Raw genomic sequence first — 18,949 nt, 5'->3', positions numbered from 1 at the left:
GCTTGTTCACGTATATGAAGTAAAGTCATGCCTGTGAAATTGCTTTGCGATGGGGAAACGTAGCGTTCACCTGGCGGCGGGTCAAGGGGTATAGGCGCACCTCTACGCCTGATCCGCGCGAGTGCCTTGCGCTGCTGCGGCGCTAGGTGAGTTTGAGATGTTTTGTTGTGATCTGGCGCCGCGGCGACGGGCATCCCGCGACGCCGTGTGTTGACCGCTCCGCGGATTGCGGTCACGAAGTCCAGACCGCAACAGATCGAACGTCGACGCACGTGGAATCAATGCGCCCACCGATGATCTTTGGCCCCATGTTCAGTGTCATTCAGCCCCGATACACGGATGTCCGCAGCGGACGCGGACGACTAGGCGGCCGGACGATCGCGTGTGGATCGGTGGCTCGCCAGCGGTTCCGGGAGACCTGAAGGTGCACAGGCGCGGCGCGGGTGATTGCGCTGAGAGTCGGCGCGTCGCCTCCACAGACATGAGCCGCCCCGCGTCCGGACGGAGTGTCACTAGACGCGGGGCGGCTCGATTGCTGTTTGCTGTCTCTTGTCTTCTGTTGTCGGGCGGTCAGTTCACGAAGAAGATAAAGTAGTACGGCTGCATGTTGATGCCATCAGCCGTGGTTCCGTACACGTTGAGGACGTGGAAGCCGCTGAACGTCGGTGCCCAGGTCACTTGGGCTGTGCCGTCCGTGGCGGCCGGGATGGTGACCGCGGGTTCTCCGTCGAATTGGTACGTGAACGACGCCGTGTGCGGGATGCTTTCCGCGAAATTGAACGTGCCTGGGATACCGACGCCGCCACTTGTCGCCCCTTCTGGATAGTCGGCGGAAGTCACCGTTGGCGTCGTGTCGAAGTACTGGCGGAAGTCGGCGTCGGAGCTTACCCAGCCGTTCGCACTGTTGCTCGCCACAGTGATGTCGTTACCGTAGATTGCGTTGAGCGTGACAGTGACGGTGGCGGTTCCGCCTGTTCCGGCGGCGATTGTCTGAGGCGTGCCGCCGTTGTCTTCAACCGTGTAGCTGAGGACCTTGCCGACCGCCGGGTTCGGGGCCAGCTTCAACGTTACCGGGGTGTCGAACTGCGAGGTCGACAAGGGCGTGATGGTCGGGGCCGTGTCGGCGAAGTAGAACGCGTACTGCGTAATCGGTGACGTGTTGAATGCGTGGTCGATGCTCTGGACGTAAATCGTGTCGAACCCTGTCGGTGGCGGGATAAGGCTCACGGTCACCGTGCCGTTGCGCTTAGCCTTCACAGTTGTCTGCGTGTCTGCGAAGGGATTCGGCGGGATCGGGGTGCCGTCGGGGCCATGGCCCCAAACGATCACGTTTCCACCGCCGTTGTTCCAGGAGAACTGGTATCCGATCACATCGGTCGAGCCGTTGGGCGTGAAAGTGAAGTCCACCGGAACACCGCCCGGGTTGAGCACGTTCGGCGGGTAGTTCGACGAAGCCACCACAGGGGCCGCCGGTTGCGTCACGTCGACCGTGAAACAGCAAGTCTTCGACCAGGCTGACGTGTCCGTCCCGTCGTCGGCACGCACTTGCCACCCATAGGTGACGCCGTCGGCGAGCCTCTCGGGGACCGGGCCGCCTCCGAATCTGCCGTTCAGGAGATAGTGCTGCCGGAATTCGAACCGCTGGTCCGGGTGGTCGGCCGGCCAGATGGCGAAATCCCCGGTGAGCAAGACGTCGCCCGGATCCGCGTCAGAGAGCTTTGCGACGAGCGTGGGTGACGGGTCTCCGAGGTACGACGCCTTCTCAGGTGTCCTCTCACAGGATAGATAGTCCGCGTACAAGTCCGTCGGGGTCGCGGGTGGCGTGTTGTAGGTCGCTTCGAGGGTCAATCCGCCAGTCCCCGAGATCGACACGCCAAGAGCCGGGTTGTCCTCGTCAGCCGCCGCCAGCCGGATTTCCAAGGCCAGCTTCACGGGTACAGCAGAGCGGGAGAGGGCGCGGGCTATCGGACGGGGTGGCGTGCGCGAAGGTGGTGCGGTCAGCGGGCGTGGGCCGGGCGTTGGGCGCCTTCGACGTCGGTGCGCGTGACGCCGAGGTAGACGACGAAGGCGAGGATCAGGACGCTCCAGGCCAGGGTCGTCGGGCCGAGGCCCATGTTGAGGCCGCCGCGGGCCTTGGACACCGCCATCCAGTCGGCGAAGGACGCACCGAGGGGGCGGGTGACGACGTACGCGAACCAGAATGCTGCGATCGAGCCGAGGCCGAGCTTCCAGTGCGCGAGCGCCGGGACCGCGATCACGACGGCGAACATCACGCCGGAGGAGAAGTAGCCGAGGCCGAGGGTCGTCGCGGTCAGGTCTCCCGCGGCGGTGCCCAGGGCGAAGGTCGTCACCACGGTCAGCCAGTAGAAGAGCTCGCGGCGGGGGGTGTGGATGCTGTGGATCGACAGCGTCCCCTCGACCCGGTACCAGACCACGAAGACCACGGTCAGGGCCGCTGCGAAGAAGGTGGTGGACACGGCGTACGGGATGCCGAGGCCCACATGCAGCACGTCGGCGCACATCGTGCCGAACACGCTGACCATGACGACCGTCGTCCAGTAGATCCACGCCACGTAACGGCGCGCGCGGAACTGGAGGACGAGGGACGCCGCGAACAGGATGGCGCCAAGACCGACGGCTGGGATGTTCCCGAAGACGCGGGTGAGGAAGTCCGACGCCGTCTCGCCCATGCCGGTCGTAAGCACTTTGGTGATCCAGAAGTACAGGGTGACTTCTGGGACCTTGCTCAGCGGGTGTCGCTCAACGGTCGAGAGCGAGGAGCGGAGGCGGCTTGTCGTCGTCGCGGCGCTAGTCGTCACGCGGGCAAGGACGCGGGGATGGGGTGAGTGGTTCCCGTAGCGGTTCCGGTCGCGCTTAAGCGCGAGAGACGACGCGGCGAAGGACCTTGGCGCATGCGCGTGCATAAGCGCGTTGGAGCACCGGCACAACGGGACCTGCCGCTTGGGTGTACCAGGCGCCCGGCCTGCTGAACGCTGTGATGGTGAAGTGGACCGTGCCGTCATCGGCGAGTTCGACCAGGAAGGCTTCCTCGCCTCGCTCGGGGTGGCCGGGCAGGGTGCCGTATGCGAACCCGATGGCGCGGTCGGTGTCGACAGTCCAGACGACGCGGCACGGAGCGGTGACGCTCAGCGGCCACGCACCGAGGGTGAGGGTGAGGCTGACTCCGGGCTCCGCGCGAGGGGCGTCGGCTTTCGGGCGGACGTGCATCCCCTCGTGCATGCGCCATTCGACGACAGCGGAACCGGCGACTGTGAAAGCGCGGCGACCGGTGCCGATTGCGGCGCGGTGGTGGAGGTGGTTGTAGCCGGGTGGGAGGGCGGAGGGATCGCGGGTGGCGGCGAGTTCGGGGTAGGTGAAGTGGGGGTGGGCGTGATCAGAATGGATGGGGTCGGTCATGGGGTGGCGGCTCCCTCCTTGCAGCGAGGGTCTCATGGCGGGCGTCCGGAGGTTGCACGGCTGTTTGCTGTCGGCGCCGCGAAGTAACATGCACAGAGATTGGAGGGGAGTTACGTGTCGAAGCGGGGCTGGCTGCTTTTCAGCACGATGTCGGTGATCTGGGGTATTCCATACCTGTTCATCAAGGTGGCGCTCGAGGGCGTCAGCGCGCCGTTCCTGGTGTTCTGCCGGACCGCGATCGCCGCGTCGATCCTGCTGCCGATCGCGCTGCGCCGCGGGCTGGTGCGGCCGACGCTGCATTTGTGGCGGCCCTTGCTGGCGTTCACCGTGCTGGAGATCGGGCTGCCCTGGCTGTTCCTCAACGATGCCGAGGAGCACATCAGCAGCAGCCTGTCCGGCCTGCTCATCGCCGCGGTCCCGCTGATCAGCACGATCATCGTATGGCGGCTCGGCGACCGCTCCGCGCTGGACCGCACCCGGCTGCTCGGGCTGCTCGTCGGCGTCGGCGGGGTCGTCGCGGTCATGGGCTTGGATCTCGGCTCGGCATCGGCGCCGCGCATGGGCGAGGTGCTGCTGGTCGCGGTCGGCTATGCCACCGCTCCGATCATCGCCGACCGCTATCTGTCCGGCGTGCCGAGCCTGGCAGTGCTCTCGCTCGCGCTGACCACGGTCGCCGTGGCCTACCTGCCCGCGGCCATTTTCACCCACCCGCACACCGTGCCGTCGGCCGCGTCGCTCAGCGCGATCGCGGTGCTCGGCGTGGTGTGCACGGCGGCGGCGTTCCTGCTGTTCTTCCTGCTGATCGCGGAGGTCGGGCCGGTCCGCTCGACGATCATCACCTTCGTCAACCCGGCGGTCGCGGTGGTGCTGGGCATGATCGTGCTCGGCGAGCCGTTCACCGCGGGGATCGCGGTCGGCTTCCCGTTGATCGTCGCGGGGTGCTGGTTGTCGACGAGGAAGCCGGCCGGCGGGAATGTCGCCGAGGTCGCCCCGGCCGCACCGGCGGCCGAGGAGGTGTGCGAGACGGCCGCGTGATCCGTGGTCAGCGGGCGAAGGTGAGCTGGGAGACCCCGAGGTACCCGGTCCCGAACGCGGCCTCGCAGGACGCGAGGTAGTAGCGCCAGGTGCGGCGGAAGACGTCGTCGAACCCGAGGGCGCGGGCGGCGGGCCAGCGGGCGTCGAACCGTTCGCGCCAGGTCCGCAGGGTCTGCGCGTAGTCCTCGCCGAAGTCGAGCCGGCGCACCAGTCGCAGCCGGGTGCGGGCGCGGGCGGCCTGCTCCATCGCCTGCACGGAGAGGATCAGCCCTCCGGGGAAGATGTACTTCTGCAGCCAGGTGTACGACGTGCGCACGGCCAGCATCCGCTGATGGGCCATGGTGATCGCCTGGATCGCCGCGCGGCCGCCGGGAGCCAGCAGCCGGTCGATCGACTGGAAGTAGTCGGGCAGGTACTTCTCCCCGACCGCCTCGATCATCTCCACCGACACCACCGCGTCGTAGCAGAGGCCGTCCGCCGGCGGTCCGGCCTCACGGTAGTCGGCGAACCGCACCTCGATCCGGTCGCTCAGGCCCGCCGCGGCGATGCGCGCCTCTGCCAGGGCCTTCTGCTCGCGGGAGAGGGTCAGCGTCGTGACGGTCGCGCCCCGCTGCCCGGCCGCGCGCATCGCCAGTGCGCCCCAGCCGGAGCCGATCTCCAGGACTCGCGAGCCCTCGTGCACCCCGGCCGCGTCGAGGATCGAGTCGACCTTGCGCATCTGGGCGTCGCGCAGGGCGACGCCGCGCAACTCGTCCGGGTGCTCCGGGTCCGCGTCGGGTTCGGGGTCGGGGTATCCGGTGGCCGCCAGTTGCGGACCGAACAGCGCCGAGGAGTACGTCATCGACTCGTCGAGGAAGAGTTCGAACAAATCATTGGACAGGTCGTAGTGCCGCTCGACGTTGCGCACGGCGCCGGGGAGGTCGGCATCCTCCGCCGTGGGCACCCGCGCGTTGTAGAGCGAGCGGATCTTGCGCGGGATCCGGTGCGGGGCGAGCTCGATCAGCCGCTGCGCGAACACCCTGAGCACCCCGGCCAGGTCCTCGGTGTCCCAAGCGCCGCACTGATACGCCTCGCCGAAGCCGATCAGGCCGTCGGTGCCGAGCCGGGCGAAGAACTCAGCCGGCCGCAGCAGCTGCATGACCGGCGAGTCCGGGCCGCCGCCCCCGCCGAGCCGACGCCCGGACGGGCCGACGACGCGCAGCGGCAGCCGCGCCACGATGCGGGCGAAGAAACGCCGCGCCATCCTCGCCTTGATCCCGGCGGGCGGCACCCGCACCAGGTCCGGCCAGCGAAGCGGGTCCACGACGAGCGACTGCCCGGCCTCCACAACACTCATGAGACCTATTCTGCGGCGACCGGTGGGATCACGCAGTAAAAACCACGCGAACTTCGGATCGCCGCACACTCGTTCGGCTCATGCGGGAGAGGCCGGGCAGCGCTGAGTGATCGTCGCCGCACCGGTTGTGGTTGTGGCCGGTGCCCTGGCCTAGGTTCAGGCGGCGGCCGTTTCCTTCTCCGGCGCCTTCACGTGAGTGTTCGTCCCAGAAGCAGCGAACGCCTCAGAGGCAGTGCTCGGCGCCTGAGCCGGCAGCGCTCTCGGAACGGCCACCTCGGTGAACTTCTCACGCGGGTTCTCGAAGGACGTCAGCGAGACCGCCTCGCGGCGGAAGAAGCCGGCCAGTGCCCAGTCCATGCACACGCGAACCTTGCGGTTGAACGTAGGCACCCGGCTCACGTGGTAGGCGCGGTGCATCAGCCAGGCCGGCCAGCCGCGCAACTTCATGCCATAAACATTGGCTACGCCCTTGCCGATGCCGAGGCCGGCGACGGAGCCCACGTGCTTGTGCACGTAGTCTTCGACAGCCTTGCCGCGCAGCGCCGCGACGATGTTCTCGGCGAGGCGCTTGGCCTGGCGCACGGCGTGCTGCGCGGACGGGGAGCACCAGTTACCGGCGCCCTTGGTCAGGTCCGGCACCTGTGCACAGTCGCCCGCAGCCCATGCGTGCTGCAGGCCGGTCACCCGGAGGTTGGCCTGCGCGTCCACGTGGCCCTTCGGACCGAGCGGCACGCCGAGATGCTCGACGACCGGGTTCGGCTTGACGCCGGCGGTCCACACGACGGTGGAGGCGTCCAGCTCGGTGCCGTCGGACAGCACGACGTGGTTGTCGACGCAGGAGTTCAGGAAGGTCTGCATCTTGACCTGGATGCCGCGCTTGCGCAGCTCCTCCGCGGTCCACACGCCGAGCTCGGGACCGACCTCGGGCAGGATCCGGTCGGCCGCCTCGACCAGCAGCCAGCGCATGTCCTCGGGCTCGACGTTGGTGTACCACTTGCACACGTCCCGGGCCATGTCCTCCATCTCGGCGATCGCCTCGACGCCGGCGAACCCGCCGCCGACGAAGACGAACGTCAGGGCCTTGCGGCGGAGCGCCGGGTCCTTGATGGAGTCGGCCAGGTCGATCTGCCCGATCACGTGGTTGCGCAGGCTGATGGCCTCTTCGACCTGCTTGAAGCCGATGCCGTGCTCGGCCAGGCCGGGGATCGGCAGGGTGCGCGGCACGGAGCCGACAGCGACGACGAGTTCGTCGAAGGACAGCTCGTACGCGTCGCCGATGTTCGGGGCGATCGTCGCCGCCTTGCGCGCGTGGTCGACCGAGACGACCCGGCCGGTGATCACCTCGGCGTTGCGGCCCTTCAGCACACGCCGCAGCGGGGCGACGATGTTGCGAGGGGCTATGGAACCGGCCGCTGCCTCAGGCAGGAACGGCTGGTAAGTCATGTAGGGGCGGGGGTCGACCACGGTGACGGTCGCCTCTCCGCGCTTGAGGTTCTTCAGGATCCGCTGGGCCGTGTACATCCCGACGTAGCCGCCGCCCACGACGAGGATCCGCGGGGGGATGTTGGAGGCTGTGGGGGCAGGGGTAAGCGCATTAGTCATGTGGGCTCACTCACGTTCCTTCGACGCGTCCTATTGACTCATCCATCGCTTAGCTGAGTGGTGTGGCTTGCCTGCGGTCCTCGACGCATAGCCACGGCGATGGGGCACCAGGTCGCGGGGTGGGAAGTGTCACAATCGCTTCCCACGAGATATCTGTCGCTCGTTTACCTGACGATTATATGACGCGAGCCACAGCGCTCGCGGCCGGGGTCCTCTGGCGCTGTGTACCTGACGGGCCGTCGAACGACACAGCCTGTCAACCGGCGGTCGCTCGGCTCTGAGCGTCGGCAGGCTGGATGAGCGGTGACACCGCTGGTGAGATGCCTGTCCGGCGGTTGCGCCGAATGCAAAATCGGGTGCCAGGTCTGCCCGGGCTGCGGTCAGGTTGTAGTCATATCGTTGCGATGGCTGGCTCCTCAATCACAGCAAGGTGACGCGGCACTTACGTGCCGTCCGCGGACCGCACCGCCGACGGACATGATCGCGGGCCGCAGTTCTGTCGGAACGTCCAGCTAATGTCCAGACCATGGGAACCACTCTGTCCGCGGATGAGGCGAGGAGCGCAGCGCTGCGCGCGCAGGGCCTGCTGGGAGCCGCGGACCGGCGCTCCGGTGTGCCGGGGGTGCTGCGCAAGCTCGGGGCGGTACAACTGGACACCATCTCGGTGCTGGCCCGGTCCCAGGAACTGGTCCCGTTCGCCCGCCTTGGATCGATCGGCCGGGACGCGGTGCACTCCGCCTACTGGTCGCACGAGCCGGGCGCGGCACGCACCTTCGAGTACTGGTCCCACGCGGCCTGCGTCCTCCCGGTCGAGGAGTGGCCGATGATGGCCGTGCGCAGGCGAAAGTATCGGGACCGGGACGGGGCGTGGAACCACAGCGCCGGCGTCCAGGCGAAGGCCGAGATCCTGGGGCGGTTGGCCGACGAAGGACCGTTGACCACGACCGAACTCGGGGGTGCTCGCCGGACGCCGGGCTGGTGGGACTGGTCCGAAGCGAAGGTGGCCGTGGAGCACCTGCTGGCGAGCGGGGAGGTGGTGTGCGTCGAGCGGCGCGGCTGGCGGCGGGTCTACGATCTGCCGGAGCGGGCGATACCGGGGCATCTGCTGCACGACGACATGGACGATCACGCCTGCCGGGTGCGGATGGTCGCGCTGGCGGGTAAGGCCCTCGGCGTCGGGACGAAGGCGGACCTGCTCGACTACTACCGGCTGAAGACCCAGCAGAGCGTGGCACAGTTCGCCGGCCTGGCGGAGGAGGCCGGGCTGGTGCCGGTGGAGGTGACCGGCTGGGACCAGAAGGCGTGGGCCGATCCCGAGGCGCTGGCAGCCCTCGAGGCCGGGCTCGGCGGGCGCCATCGCACGACGCTGCTGTCCCCCTTCGACTCGCTGATCTGGTTTCGGGCGCGCACCGAGCGGATGTTCGGATTCACCCACCGGCTCGAGGCGTACGTGCCGAAGGCCAAGCGGGTGCACGGCTACTTCTCGATGCCGTTGCTCAGCGGCGGAAAGCTGGTCGGCCGGGCCGATCCGGCGCGCGAGGGCAAGACACTGATAGCCCGTCAGGTCACTCTCGCCACAGCGGCAGCGGTGGAGCCGATGGCGCGGGCACTGCTCGAAGCGTCGGCGTGGGTCGGCTGCGACGCGGTGCGCGTGGAGACGGTCGAGCCGCCACGACTGGCCGCTACGCTGCACGGCGCTTTGGCTCTCTCGTAGGCGCCTTGGGCGCTGCTGTAGCGGATGCTTCGGCGGGAAATCGTGCGCTGAACCGCGAAATCGCTCCAACCGTGCCGTACGTAAGGGCGGAGCCGTACATTCACCCCACGTGGTCCCCGAACGGGGAACGCCACCGTGCGTCGGGGCGTCCGCACGGGGTATACGGCACTTGCCGGATCACCTACGCGACCGTAACTTACGGAAGCGTAGGGCCCCGTTGTGTCGTAACAATCCCAGAATCCCCCGCCGTCCGACAGAAGGATCCGATACGCCGATGACCATGTCCCCCGCCGTTCCCGCCGCGGCCGCGGCGCGCCCCGCCACCGGACCCGATACCGGCGAGGAGGGCAGCGCCGGCACGCTGACCGGCCTGCGCCAGACCGCCAAGGAGCGCGTGGCGATCGCGTTGTTCGTCGGGGTGCCGTTTATCGCGCTGGTGGCCGCCGTGCCGGTGGCCTGGGGCTGGGGGCTCGGCTGGCACGATGTGGTGATTGCCGCCTTGATGTACGCGGTGTCCGGGCACGGAGTCACCGTCGGCTTCCACCGTCTGTTCACGCACCGCTCGTTCAAGGCGGTGCGGGCGCTGCGGGTGGCCCTGGCGATCGCCGGCTCGCTCGCGGTCGAGGGTCCGGTGATCCGCTGGGTGGCCGACCACCGGCGCCACCACAAGTACTCGGACAAGGAAGGCGACCCGCACTCCCCCTGGCGGTACGGCACCAACCTCGCCGCGCTGATCAAGGGTCTGATCTTCGCGCACATGGGCTGGCTGTTCGACGTCGAGCAGACCGACCAGAAGCAGTACGCGCCCGACCTGCTCAGGGACCGGGCCATCCTGCGGGTGTCGCGGGCGTTCCCGGGGCTGGTGGCCGCCTCGCTGCTGCTGCCCCCGCTGATCGGCGGGCTGTGGTCGTGGTCCTGGCAGGGCGCGGCGACCGCGTTCTTCTGGGGCACGCTGGTGCGCATCTCGCTGCTCCACCACGTGACCTGGTCGATCAACTCGATCTGCCACGCGATCGGCGAGCGGCCGTTCGACTCGCGGGACAAGTCCGGAAACGTGTGGTGGCTGGCGGTGCTCTCGATGGGCGAGTCCTGGCACAACCTGCACCACGCGGACCCGACCTCGGCGCGGCACGGGGTGCTGCGCGGCCAGGTCGACTCGAGCGCCCGGGTGATCTGGCTGTTCGAGAAGTTCGGCTGGGTCCGCGACGTGCGCTGGCCGTCGGTGGCCCGGGTGGAGGCCCGCCGCGCGATGTGACGCGGCCGACCCCGCCGCGTCGGCCCACTGGTGCGGCACAGTGCGGTGCAGCGCGGGCTGATTGTCACCGACGTGGGGCATTATGGCGGGATGACCACCCAGGCGAATGGTGCGCCGCACCGCACCCGGATGACCGGCAAGGAGCGGCGCGAGCAACTGCTGGAGGTCGGTCGGGCGCTGTTCGCCGAGCGGGGCTTCGACGCGACGAGCGTGGAGGAGATCGCGGCCAAGGCCGGGGTGTCCAAGCCGGTGGTGTACGAGCACTTCGGCGGCAAGGAGGGGCTCTACGCGGTCGTGGTGGACCGCGAGATGCGGACCCTGCTCGACATGGTCACCTCCGCGCTGACCTCCGGGCACCCGAGGGAGCTGATCGAGCAGGCCGCCCTCGCCCTGCTGGAATACGTGGAGCAGCACAGCGACGGCTTCCGGATCCTGGTGCGCGACTCGCCGGTGGCCCAGTCCACCGGCAACTTCGCCTCCCTGATCAGCGACATCGCCGGGCGGGTCGAACACCTGCTGGGCGGCGAGTTCTCCCGCCGCGGCTACGACCCGGCGCTGGCCGTGATGTACGCCCAGATGCTCGTCGGCATGGTGGCGCTGACCGGCCAGTGGTGGCTGGACGCACAGCAGCCGAGCCGGGACGAGGTGGCCACGCACCTGGTGAACCTGGCCTGGAACGGCCTTTCCGGGCTGGAGCACGAGCCCCGGTTGCTCACCCGCAAGCGCATCAGCTGACGCGGGTCGGAGCGGGGCGCAGAACGGCGGCTGGTGCCGTGTGCGTTCCGGTTCGGGCTGCCCAAGCGCCTTAGACGCGGCGCGCCACGGCGAAGATCCGGCGGTAAGGCAGGATCTGAACGGTGTGGCCGTGCATGACAGTGGGCGGGTAGGCGACGCGCAGCACGTCGGCATAGGCGTCCGTGAATGCCTTTGCGTCGGCTGAGTCGGCGCCGCCGAGTTCGGCGAGGACCGGACGCAACGCCGTGGATGAGACGAAGTCCAGAACGCCGTTCTCTCCGTCCACGACGTAGTAGTACGTGGTCTCCCAGACTTCGGCGTCCGCGCCGGCGTCGGTCAATGCACGCAGATATTCGGCCGGTTCGTGCGACATCGGGCGGAACTCGGCTCCGGTGAAGTGCGCCGCCCAGCGCTCGGATCGCTGGAGGTCGGTGAGCAGGGCGTGCGAGGGCGCAGTGAAGTTGCCGGGGACGCCCATCGCGAACCAACCACCCGGGGCGATCTGCTTAAGCAGGTCAGTCAGCAGGTTGAGGTGGCCGGGAACCCATTGCAGGGTGGCGTTGGTGACGACGACGTCCACCGGCTCTTGGGATCGCCAGTCGCGCAGGTCGGCGCGGCGGAATTCGAGGCTGCCGGGTCCGGTCCCCTCGGTCCGGGCGCGGCTCTGGGCGGCCTCGATCATCTCGGCGGAACTGTCGAGGCCGAGGACGGCGGCGTCGGGCCAGCGGTCGGCGAGCAGGGCGGTGACGTTGCCGGGTCCGCAGCCGAGATCCACGACGCGCGCCGGGGCGTCGGCGCCGATCCGGGCGATCAGGTCGTGGAAGGGGCGGGCGCGCTGGTCGGCGAAGCGCAGATAGCGGTCCGGGTCCCAGGTCGTGGACTGTGGCGCGGGCATGGCCCCTCCAAATTTCTCTCGACATCAAGATACCGGGGAGATCCTGACAGACGACTATCTTGACGTCAAGATGCTTGGCATCAAGTGTCTTGATAGGCTGATCCAGAAGGGCGCGCTGCGGCGGCCGCGGAAAGCGATCTCCGGTTGCAGCGCTGTCTCGCGTGTTGGTGCGCACGCGCCGACGTCTGCGCGGTGCGGTCTGATGATGTGTCTTCGATGCGGCAGGGGAACGGATGGCGGACATGGCCCCGATGAACGGGGTGACGCAGGACGAGGTGGACCGCCTCGTCGCCGCCTGGCGCCGGGAGCGCCCCGACCTCGACGTGCGCCCGCTGGAGGTGCTCAGCCGGATCACTCGTCTGGCCCGCCATCTCGACCGGGCCCGCCGGACCGCGTTCGCCGACCACGGGCTCGAGCCCTGGGAGTTCGACGTGCTGTCCGCGCTGCGCCGCACCGGACCGCCCTACCAGCTCTCCCCCGGCCAACTGCTCACCCAGACCCTCGTCACCTCGGGCACGATGACCAACCGGATCGATCGGCTCGCCGCGAAGGGCCTGGTCGTGCGCGGCCCCGACCCGAGCGACCGGCGCGGCGTGCTGGTACGGCTGACCGACGCGGGGCGGGAACTGGCCGACGCCGCGCTGGTCGGCCTGCTGAAGAACGAGCGGGAACTGCTGGCCGCGCTGTCGCCGGAGCGGCTTGGAGAGCTGGCCGACCTTCTGCGCACGCTGACGCTGCCCTTCGACACGGCGTGACGCAAGGCCCCCAAATCTCCCGTCCGCAGTGTACGATGGATATCGAACAAGTGACGGCGAGGCGAGGAAGGAAGGGGTCATGTCGGCCGTGACCGCGTCCGGGCGGGTATCACGCAGCGAATGGGGCGGGGAACATGAAGGTGGCCAGGGCGCGCACGAAGCGCGGGCTGACGAGAAGACGCGGGCTGGCGTAGCAGCCGAAGCCCAGCCGTCCGGCCCCGCGCATCAAGCCCACGGCCACCGCACGGCGCCTGAGCACACGCATCCTGACGACGTCTCACTGACCACCGCCCTCGCAGCCCTCGCCGACCCGATGCGGCTGCACCTGATCCGCGAGCTCGCGGACGCGGCCGACTGGGAGCACACCTGCAGCAGCTTCGACGTGCCGATCGGCAAGGCGGCGCTGAGCCACCACTTCGCGGTGCTGCGCGCGGCCGGGCTGCTTGAGCAGCGCGACGTCGGAGCCAAGCGGGCCAACCGGCTGCGGCGGGAGGAGTTCGAGCGCCGCTTCCCCGGACTGCTCACCCTCGCGCTGCGCGACGGACAGCCCTGCTAACGCGGCGCGGTCCGGCTAACGGCTAACGGCTAACGCACCCAACTAACGCAGAAGCGCGGCAGCGAGCAGCGCACGCAGCACCGGCGCCGCCGGGGCCGGTGGCCGGGATATCGCGTCCAAGAGCACGACCACGAGCCAGTGCGACTTATCCGGGGCCGTGGTGCCTATGGTGAGCGCCCCGGTGTAGCCCGCCGCGGCTAGGCGCGCCGCTCCGGACGGCAGGTCACCCCCGACGCCCAGGACGGCGTCGCCGGGCGCCACGTCCTCGCGTCCGCTCTCCGTGTCGCGTTCACGCTCCCGGTCGGCGGCGACCAGTTCAGCCAGCTCCAGGTAGCCCCCGCTGGCCATCAGCACCTCGTCGAGCCCCGCGAAGAACTCCGGCCCGACCGGCTGCTGCGCGAAGGCGACCGAGTCCAGCTCGTCGTCACCGGTCTCACCCGGTTCGGCGGGCGTCCGGTACACGGAGTAGCGCGCCACCGAGAGCACGTCCGAGGGGTCTTGCTTGCGGTAGATGTACCAGGACGCCGCGTCGAGCCCGCGCGCGACCACGTCGGCCACGATCTCCACCCGGTCCACCGTAGCTGCGCCCTCGCCCCGGCCCGCCTCGGCGTCCAGCGCCGCGAACGCCTCTGCGAGCAGTGACTCCACCGCGATGCCGATCCGGCCCCGGAACGCCCGACGATCCGGCACCGTGGACACCTGTCCAGCTGTCCCGGCCCCCATCGCGACACCTACCAACGGCGCGGGCCGCAGCGACGGAACGGCGAGCACGGCGGCGTCCGGCGGCTGCCCGCGCCCGGCCACCACCGGATGCAGCGACCGCGAGCGCTTCGCCCGGTACTGCGCCGCGTCGGCCAGCCGGAAGAGCCGGTCGCGGGTCGTCACGTCGCCGATCCGGTCGCCGGTCGAGGCGACACCGCAGGCCACGCCCTCGCCGCCGCGCACGGTCAGAGCGAGGTTGCACAGCTCCTCGGCCACGCGCACCGCGTCGTCGGCGCCGTAACCCTCGATCAGCACACAGAACTCGTCGCCGCCCAGCCGCGCCGCCAGCGAGCCGGGCAGCATTGCCGCCGCCGCGGACATCACCCCGGCCAACTGGACGAGCAGCGCGTCGCCGTGGTCGTGGCCGTGTCCGTCGTTCATCCGCTTGAGCCCGTTGACGTCGCAGACGATGAGCGAGACCACGGTCCCGTCCGCGGTGTGCCGGTCGATCGCCGCGTCGAGGCGCGCGTCGAAGGAACGGCGGTTCGCCAGCCCGGTCAGCTGGTCGGTGTAGGCCAGCCGCTCGATCTGCCGCACATGGTCGGCCTTGGCCAGCCCGGCGGCTATCTGCGCGGTCAGCGCCGCGGCGAAGTCGACGTCCTCGCGGTCGTAGGTCGGCTGGTCCACGGTGCGCGCCGCGAGCAGCTCGCCCCAGGCTCGGCCGTTGAACACGATCGGGGCGATCAGCGCGCAGTGCCGGTTGCGCCGCCGCAGCATCGCCACCCGCTTCGGGTCGCCGTACTCGTCGTCGGCGACCTGGATCCACGGACCCAGGTCGTCCTCGCTCAGCAGGATCGCCGGGAAGTCGGACACCGGGTACGACTCGTCCTTCGGAAACGCCGACTCCCCCGGCGCCAGCCGACCGTGGTTCGCCAGCACCCGCAGCCGCCCGGTGGCCCGCTCCCACACCGAGATCGACGCCACCGCCGCGCGCAGGTCCCGCTGCGCCTCACGAGCCGCAATACGTATGACGTCTTCCACCGAGTGCGCCGCAGCCATCGACTTCGCGAAGGCGGTCAACGCTCGAAGGCGGGCCGCGGCGTGGGCTTCCGCGCCCGGCCGCGGTCTTGCGACGTCATGCGCTCCGGTGACCTGACTCACCTGCTTGCGTAGAGAGAGGGTAGGGGACTGGCCCCGGCAAATGGACGATCCGACCGGGGCGGCGGTGCGGCCCGGGGACCGCACCGGACGGGACTGCGAAGGTGGTGGTCCGGTGTTGGTGGAGTTCGAATCGGAGGTTCGGATGGGGTCGGCGGGGCCTTCAGTGACGAAAGGGAGGACAGTAGGCCACCCTCCACGCCACCGGCCGCATCCGGTGGCGTACGGAGTGCAACAATACCCGTTTCCCGCGATCGTCGTCGCCGTCAGAGATCGGCGCCGCGTCCGCGGCCTGGACCGGGGGTCCGCACGAGCCGCCGCGCCGAACGCGGCGGCCACCCCGGTGCCCGCCCCGGTTCAGCTCTGGCGCACCCGTGCCACCGGGTCGCCGCTGATCAGTGTGGCGACCTCCCGCTGGGTCTCCTCGACGTGCGGGATGTCGTCCAGCAGCACCTGACCGTGCTCACCGGCCGACTCGACCACGAGCGTGCCGCAGCCGAGCATCCGGTCCAGGATCGAGTCGTGCCGGAAGGACACGTCGTTGACCTTCTCCAGCGGGATGTCCCGGCCGACCCGGTGTATGAAGCCGAGCCGGATGATCAGCCGGCGGTTGGTGACGACGTAATTGGTGTTCAGCCAGGTGATCCAGGGCCGCAGGGCGAACCAGAACAGGATCACCACCGCGACCACGGCTATCGCGATCCAGATCGGCTTCTGCGCGCCGCCGGACGGCGCGATCGCCGCCAGGAAGGAACCCGCCCCCACGGTCACGATCAGCGTGCCGACCGGCGCCACCAGGGCCTTCCAGTGGGGCCGCAGTTGGAGGTCGATGCGCTCGCCCTCACTGAGCAGCCGCGTGGGATACCCCATGACAGTCCTCGTCCCCTCATCGTGGCGGCGCAGGTCCGGCGCGGCGCCGGCCGCCGCTCATTGTGTATGGGCGAATCCTGGCACGTTCGGCTGACCGCGCGCTATTACCCACTTCATCGCAAGTGCACAACATCTCCGGCGCCGATTGGCATCCGACCGCCATCGTCGGCCACCACGACCAGCCGGCCGGCCGGGTCGATGGCCTCCGCGCGGCCGGAAACCTCGCCGCCGCCTGGCATTTCGGCCCGCACCGGGGTGCCAAGGGTCGAACACGCGGTGCGGTAGGCGGCGGCCAGGCCGCTGCGCTCCGGGTCGCCGTCGGCGGCGACCCACGAGGCGTAGCAGGACCCGAAATCGCGAAGCAGCGCCCGTAGCAGCGTGTCACGGTCGGTGACGGATCCCCCGGCCAGCGCGATCGAGGTGGCGTGCGGGGCGGGGAGCTCGTCGGTGCGCAGCGTCACGTTCAAGCCGATGCCGACCACGACCGTCGCTGTTTCAGCCACGCCGTCGGTGTCGGGGACGGCTTCGCCCTCAGCGAGCGGCTTATCCGCCAGAGGCTTGTCGGCCAACGGCTTATCGGCGAGGGGTTTGTCGGCGAGCGGCTTGTCCGCGCCGAATTTGTCGGACTCGAACTTCTCGGAGCCCTCCTCGTCGGGCTTCTCGGCGCTCGCGCGCTCGCCGGGGCCGCGCTGGCACAGGATGCCGCCGAGCTTGCGGCCCGCGCCGTAGCCCGCGCCCTTGTCCTCGCCCGGCACGATCAGGTCGTTCGGCCATTTCAGCGAGACGTCGAGCTCGGCGACCCGGTGCACCGCGGACTGGGCCGCGACCCCGGCGAGCAGCGGCAGCCAGCCGAGCCGGTCCTGCGGCACCTTCGGGCGCACCAGGATGGAAAGGAAGAGCCCGGAGCGGGCCGGAGCGGTCCAGGTCCGGCCGAGGCGGCCGCGGCCGGACGTCTGCTCCTCGGCGACGATCACGGAGCCGTGCGGCGCGCCGTCGACGGCGGCGGCGAGCAGGGCGGTGTTCGTCGAGTCGATCTCTGGCAGCACCCGCAGCGCGGAGACGAACCCCCCGGGAACCATCAGCGCACGTTGCAAGCTGTGCTCGTTCAACGGCGGACGGTCGAGATCGTTGTAGACAGAGGTCATGAGCTCAAGCCTAGGCGGACCGCTTATATTGGCCATAGCCCCTGGACGGCGTAGCCCTCATCCAGCGCAGCCGACGGGAGGCTCCTTTTCTCGCCCTATGGGAGTTTACGAACGACGATGGCCGAACCGATCGACATCCACACCACGGCGGGCAAGCTCGCCCTGCTGCGCGAGCACCTGGACGAGGCGGTGCACGCGGGTTCGGCCCGGGCCGTCGAGAAGCAGCACGCCAAGGGCAAGCTGACCGCGCGCGAGCGGATCGAGCTGCTGCTGGACGAGGGCTCGTTCCAGGAGCTCGACGAGCTGGCCAGGCACCGGTCGACGAGCTTCGGCATCGAGAAGAACCGGCCCTACACCGACGGCATGGTCACCGGCTACGGCACCGTGGATGGCCGCCCGGTGTGCGTGTTCTCGCAGGACTTCACCATCTACGGCGGGTCGCTGGGCGAGGTCAACGGCGAGAAGATCTGCAAGGTCATGGACCTGGCGATGAAGATCGGCTGCCCCGTGGTCGGGTTCAACGACGGCGGCGGGGCGCGGATCCAGGAGGGCGTGGTCGCCCTCGGCGCGTTCGGCGAGATCTTCCGGCGCAACGTCCACGCGTCCGGCGTCGTCCCGCAGATCTCGCTGATCGTGGGGCCGGCGGCAGGCGGCGCGGTGTACTCGCCGGCGCTGACCGACTTCGTGGTGATGGTCGACCAGACCTCGAATATGTACATCACCGGGCCGGACGTGATCAAGGCGGTCACCGGCGAGGTCGTCGGCCACGAGGAGCTGGGCGGGGCACACACGCACAACACGAAGTCCGGCAACGCGCACTACCAGGCGGCGGACGAGAAGGACGCGATCGAGTACGTCAAGAGCCTGTTGTCCTTCCTGCCGCAGAACAACCTGGAGGACCCCCCGGTCTTCGACGTGGACGACGACCTGTCGACCACCGCGGAGGACCTGGAGCTCGACTCCCTGATCCCGGACTCGGCGAACCAGCCGTACGACATGCACCGGGTCATCGAGCACGTGCTCGACGGCGGCGACTTCCTCGAGGTGCAGCCGCTGTTCGCGCAGAACATGGTCGTCGGGTTCGGGCGGGTGGAGGGCCGGTCGGTGGGCGTGGTGGCCAACCAGCCGATCCAGAAGGCCGGCTGCCTGGACATCGACGCGTCGGAGAAGGCCGCGCGGTTCATCCGCACCTGTGACGCGTTCAACATCCCGGTGCTGACGTTCGTGGACGTGCCTGGGTTCGTGCCGGGTGTCGCGCAGGAGTGGAACGGCATCATCCGGCGCGGCGCGAAGCTGCTGTACGCCTATGCCGAGGCGACGGTGCCCATGGTCACGGTGGTCACGCGTAAGGCGTTCGGCGGTGCCTATGACGCGATGGGTTCCAAGCACCTCGGCGCGGACATCAACGTCGCGTGGGCGACGGCGCAATTCGCGGTCATGGGCGCGCCGGGCGCGGTGGACGTGCTGAACAAGCGCGAGCTCGCGGCGGCCGAAGACCCGGCGGCCCTCCGCAACGAGCTGATCACCGCTTACGAAGACACGCTGATGAACCCGTACATCGCCGCCGAGCGTGGCTATGTGGACTCGGTGATCGAGCCGTCGCAGACGCGTGCGTTCGTGGCGCGGGCGCTGCGGACCCTGCGCACCAAGCGGGCGGAGCTGCCGCCGAAGAAGCACGGGAACATCCCGCTGTAACCCGGCGAGAAACAGACGGGCGGGGCGGCGGGCGTGACCGCGACGGCAATAGGAGGAAGGGCGGAGGCGACAGTGGAAG

At 69.3% G+C, this 18,949-nt stretch carries 16 protein-coding genes; 7 read left to right on the top strand and 9 right to left on the bottom strand.

Annotation, left to right across the window (positions count from 1 at the left end):
• Positions 1 to 570: 570 nt before the first annotated feature.
• The 3 genes from VGZ32_RS20175 to VGZ32_RS20165 form a co-directional block, all read right to left on the bottom strand.
• Positions 571 to 1,932, bottom strand: coding sequence for a hypothetical protein (locus VGZ32_RS20175; RefSeq protein WP_326887667.1), 1,362 nt, complete (start codon positions 1,930 to 1,932; stop codon positions 571 to 573).
• Positions 1,933 to 1,997: 65 nt separating this feature from the next.
• The gene (locus tag VGZ32_RS20170; protein WP_326887666.1) at positions 1,998 to 2,819 is read right to left on the bottom strand and encodes a hypothetical protein; all 822 of its coding nucleotides are present in this window, start codon (positions 2,817 to 2,819) and stop codon (positions 1,998 to 2,000) included.
• 55 nt (positions 2,820 to 2,874) lie between these two features.
• Positions 2,875 to 3,417: a DUF1990 domain-containing protein gene (locus VGZ32_RS20165; protein WP_326887665.1), complete on the bottom strand. Its 543-nt coding sequence runs from the start codon at positions 3,415 to 3,417 to the stop codon at positions 2,875 to 2,877.
• A 114-nt stretch (positions 3,418 to 3,531) separates the two neighbouring features.
• Between VGZ32_RS20165 and VGZ32_RS20160 the strand changes: the two genes are divergently transcribed.
• The gene (locus tag VGZ32_RS20160; protein WP_326887664.1) at positions 3,532 to 4,452 is read left to right on the top strand and encodes a DMT family transporter; all 921 of its coding nucleotides are present in this window, start codon (positions 3,532 to 3,534) and stop codon (positions 4,450 to 4,452) included.
• Between the two features lie 7 nt (positions 4,453 to 4,459).
• Here the strand turns inward: VGZ32_RS20160 and VGZ32_RS20155 are convergent, their stop codons facing one another.
• Positions 4,460 to 5,788, bottom strand: a complete 1,329-nt coding sequence (locus VGZ32_RS20155; RefSeq protein ID WP_326887663.1) for a cyclopropane-fatty-acyl-phospholipid synthase family protein — start codon at positions 5,786 to 5,788, stop codon at positions 4,460 to 4,462.
• A gap of 156 nt (positions 5,789 to 5,944) precedes the next feature.
• On the bottom strand, positions 5,945 to 7,390 hold the full coding sequence (locus VGZ32_RS20150) for an NAD(P)/FAD-dependent oxidoreductase (RefSeq protein WP_326887662.1): 1,446 nt from the start codon (positions 7,388 to 7,390) through the stop codon (positions 5,945 to 5,947).
• Positions 7,391 to 7,916: 526 nt separating this feature from the next.
• Here VGZ32_RS20150 and VGZ32_RS20145 point away from each other — a divergent pair.
• The 3 genes from VGZ32_RS20145 (at position 7,917) to VGZ32_RS20135 (ending at position 11,094) form a co-directional block, all read left to right on the top strand.
• Positions 7,917 to 9,104: a winged helix-turn-helix domain-containing protein gene (locus tag VGZ32_RS20145; protein ID WP_326887661.1), complete on the top strand. Its 1,188-nt coding sequence runs from the start codon at positions 7,917 to 7,919 to the stop codon at positions 9,102 to 9,104.
• 274 nt (positions 9,105 to 9,378) lie between these two features.
• The gene (locus VGZ32_RS20140) at positions 9,379 to 10,359 is read left to right on the top strand and encodes an acyl-CoA desaturase (RefSeq protein WP_326887660.1); all 981 of its coding nucleotides are present in this window, start codon (positions 9,379 to 9,381) and stop codon (positions 10,357 to 10,359) included.
• Positions 10,360 to 10,449: 90 nt separating this feature from the next.
• Complete coding sequence (locus VGZ32_RS20135) at positions 10,450 to 11,094, top strand: TetR/AcrR family transcriptional regulator (RefSeq protein WP_326887659.1); 645 nt, start codon at positions 10,450 to 10,452, stop codon at positions 11,092 to 11,094.
• Positions 11,095 to 11,164: 70 nt separating this feature from the next.
• Here the strand turns inward: VGZ32_RS20135 and VGZ32_RS20130 are convergent, their stop codons facing one another.
• Complete coding sequence (locus VGZ32_RS20130) at positions 11,165 to 11,989, bottom strand: methyltransferase domain-containing protein (RefSeq protein ID WP_326887658.1); 825 nt, start codon at positions 11,987 to 11,989, stop codon at positions 11,165 to 11,167.
• Between the two features lie 251 nt (positions 11,990 to 12,240).
• Here VGZ32_RS20130 and VGZ32_RS20125 point away from each other — a divergent pair, with 251 nt between their 5' ends.
• Positions 12,241 to 12,744 carry a MarR family transcriptional regulator gene (locus VGZ32_RS20125; protein WP_349263679.1) on the top strand — a complete coding sequence of 168 codons (504 nt, stop codon included), beginning with the start codon at positions 12,241 to 12,243 and terminating at the stop codon, positions 12,742 to 12,744.
• 280 nt (positions 12,745 to 13,024) lie between these two features.
• The gene (locus tag VGZ32_RS28815) at positions 13,025 to 13,300 is read left to right on the top strand and encodes a transcriptional regulator (RefSeq protein ID WP_349263678.1); all 276 of its coding nucleotides are present in this window, start codon (positions 13,025 to 13,027) and stop codon (positions 13,298 to 13,300) included.
• A gap of 42 nt (positions 13,301 to 13,342) precedes the next feature.
• Here VGZ32_RS28815 and VGZ32_RS20115 read toward each other — a convergent pair whose 3' ends face one another.
• From VGZ32_RS20115 to VGZ32_RS20105, 3 genes are all read right to left on the bottom strand, one after another.
• Complete coding sequence (locus tag VGZ32_RS20115; protein ID WP_326887655.1) at positions 13,343 to 15,082, bottom strand: sensor domain-containing diguanylate cyclase; 1,740 nt, start codon at positions 15,080 to 15,082, stop codon at positions 13,343 to 13,345.
• A gap of 435 nt (positions 15,083 to 15,517) precedes the next feature.
• A complete protein-coding gene (locus VGZ32_RS20110; protein WP_326887654.1) occupies positions 15,518 to 16,030 on the bottom strand; it encodes a PH domain-containing protein in 513 nt (170 codons plus the stop codon).
• 113 nt (positions 16,031 to 16,143) lie between these two features.
• Positions 16,144 to 17,175 carry a biotin--[acetyl-CoA-carboxylase] ligase gene (locus VGZ32_RS20105; RefSeq protein WP_326887653.1) on the bottom strand — a complete coding sequence of 344 codons (1,032 nt, stop codon included), beginning with the start codon at positions 17,173 to 17,175 and terminating at the stop codon, positions 16,144 to 16,146.
• A gap of 117 nt (positions 17,176 to 17,292) precedes the next feature.
• Between VGZ32_RS20105 and VGZ32_RS20100 the strand changes: the two genes are divergently transcribed.
• The gene (locus VGZ32_RS20100; RefSeq protein WP_326887652.1) at positions 17,293 to 18,870 is read left to right on the top strand and encodes an acyl-CoA carboxylase subunit beta; all 1,578 of its coding nucleotides are present in this window, start codon (positions 17,293 to 17,295) and stop codon (positions 18,868 to 18,870) included.
• Positions 18,871 to 18,949 lie beyond the last annotated feature (79 nt).

This window comes from Actinocrinis sp. (assembly GCF_035938995.1).
GTDB lineage: Bacteria > Actinomycetota > Actinomycetes > Streptomycetales > Catenulisporaceae > DASZGI01.
Note: the sequence above shows the minus strand (reverse complement) of the source record. Positions and strands in the feature narration are given on the sequence as shown.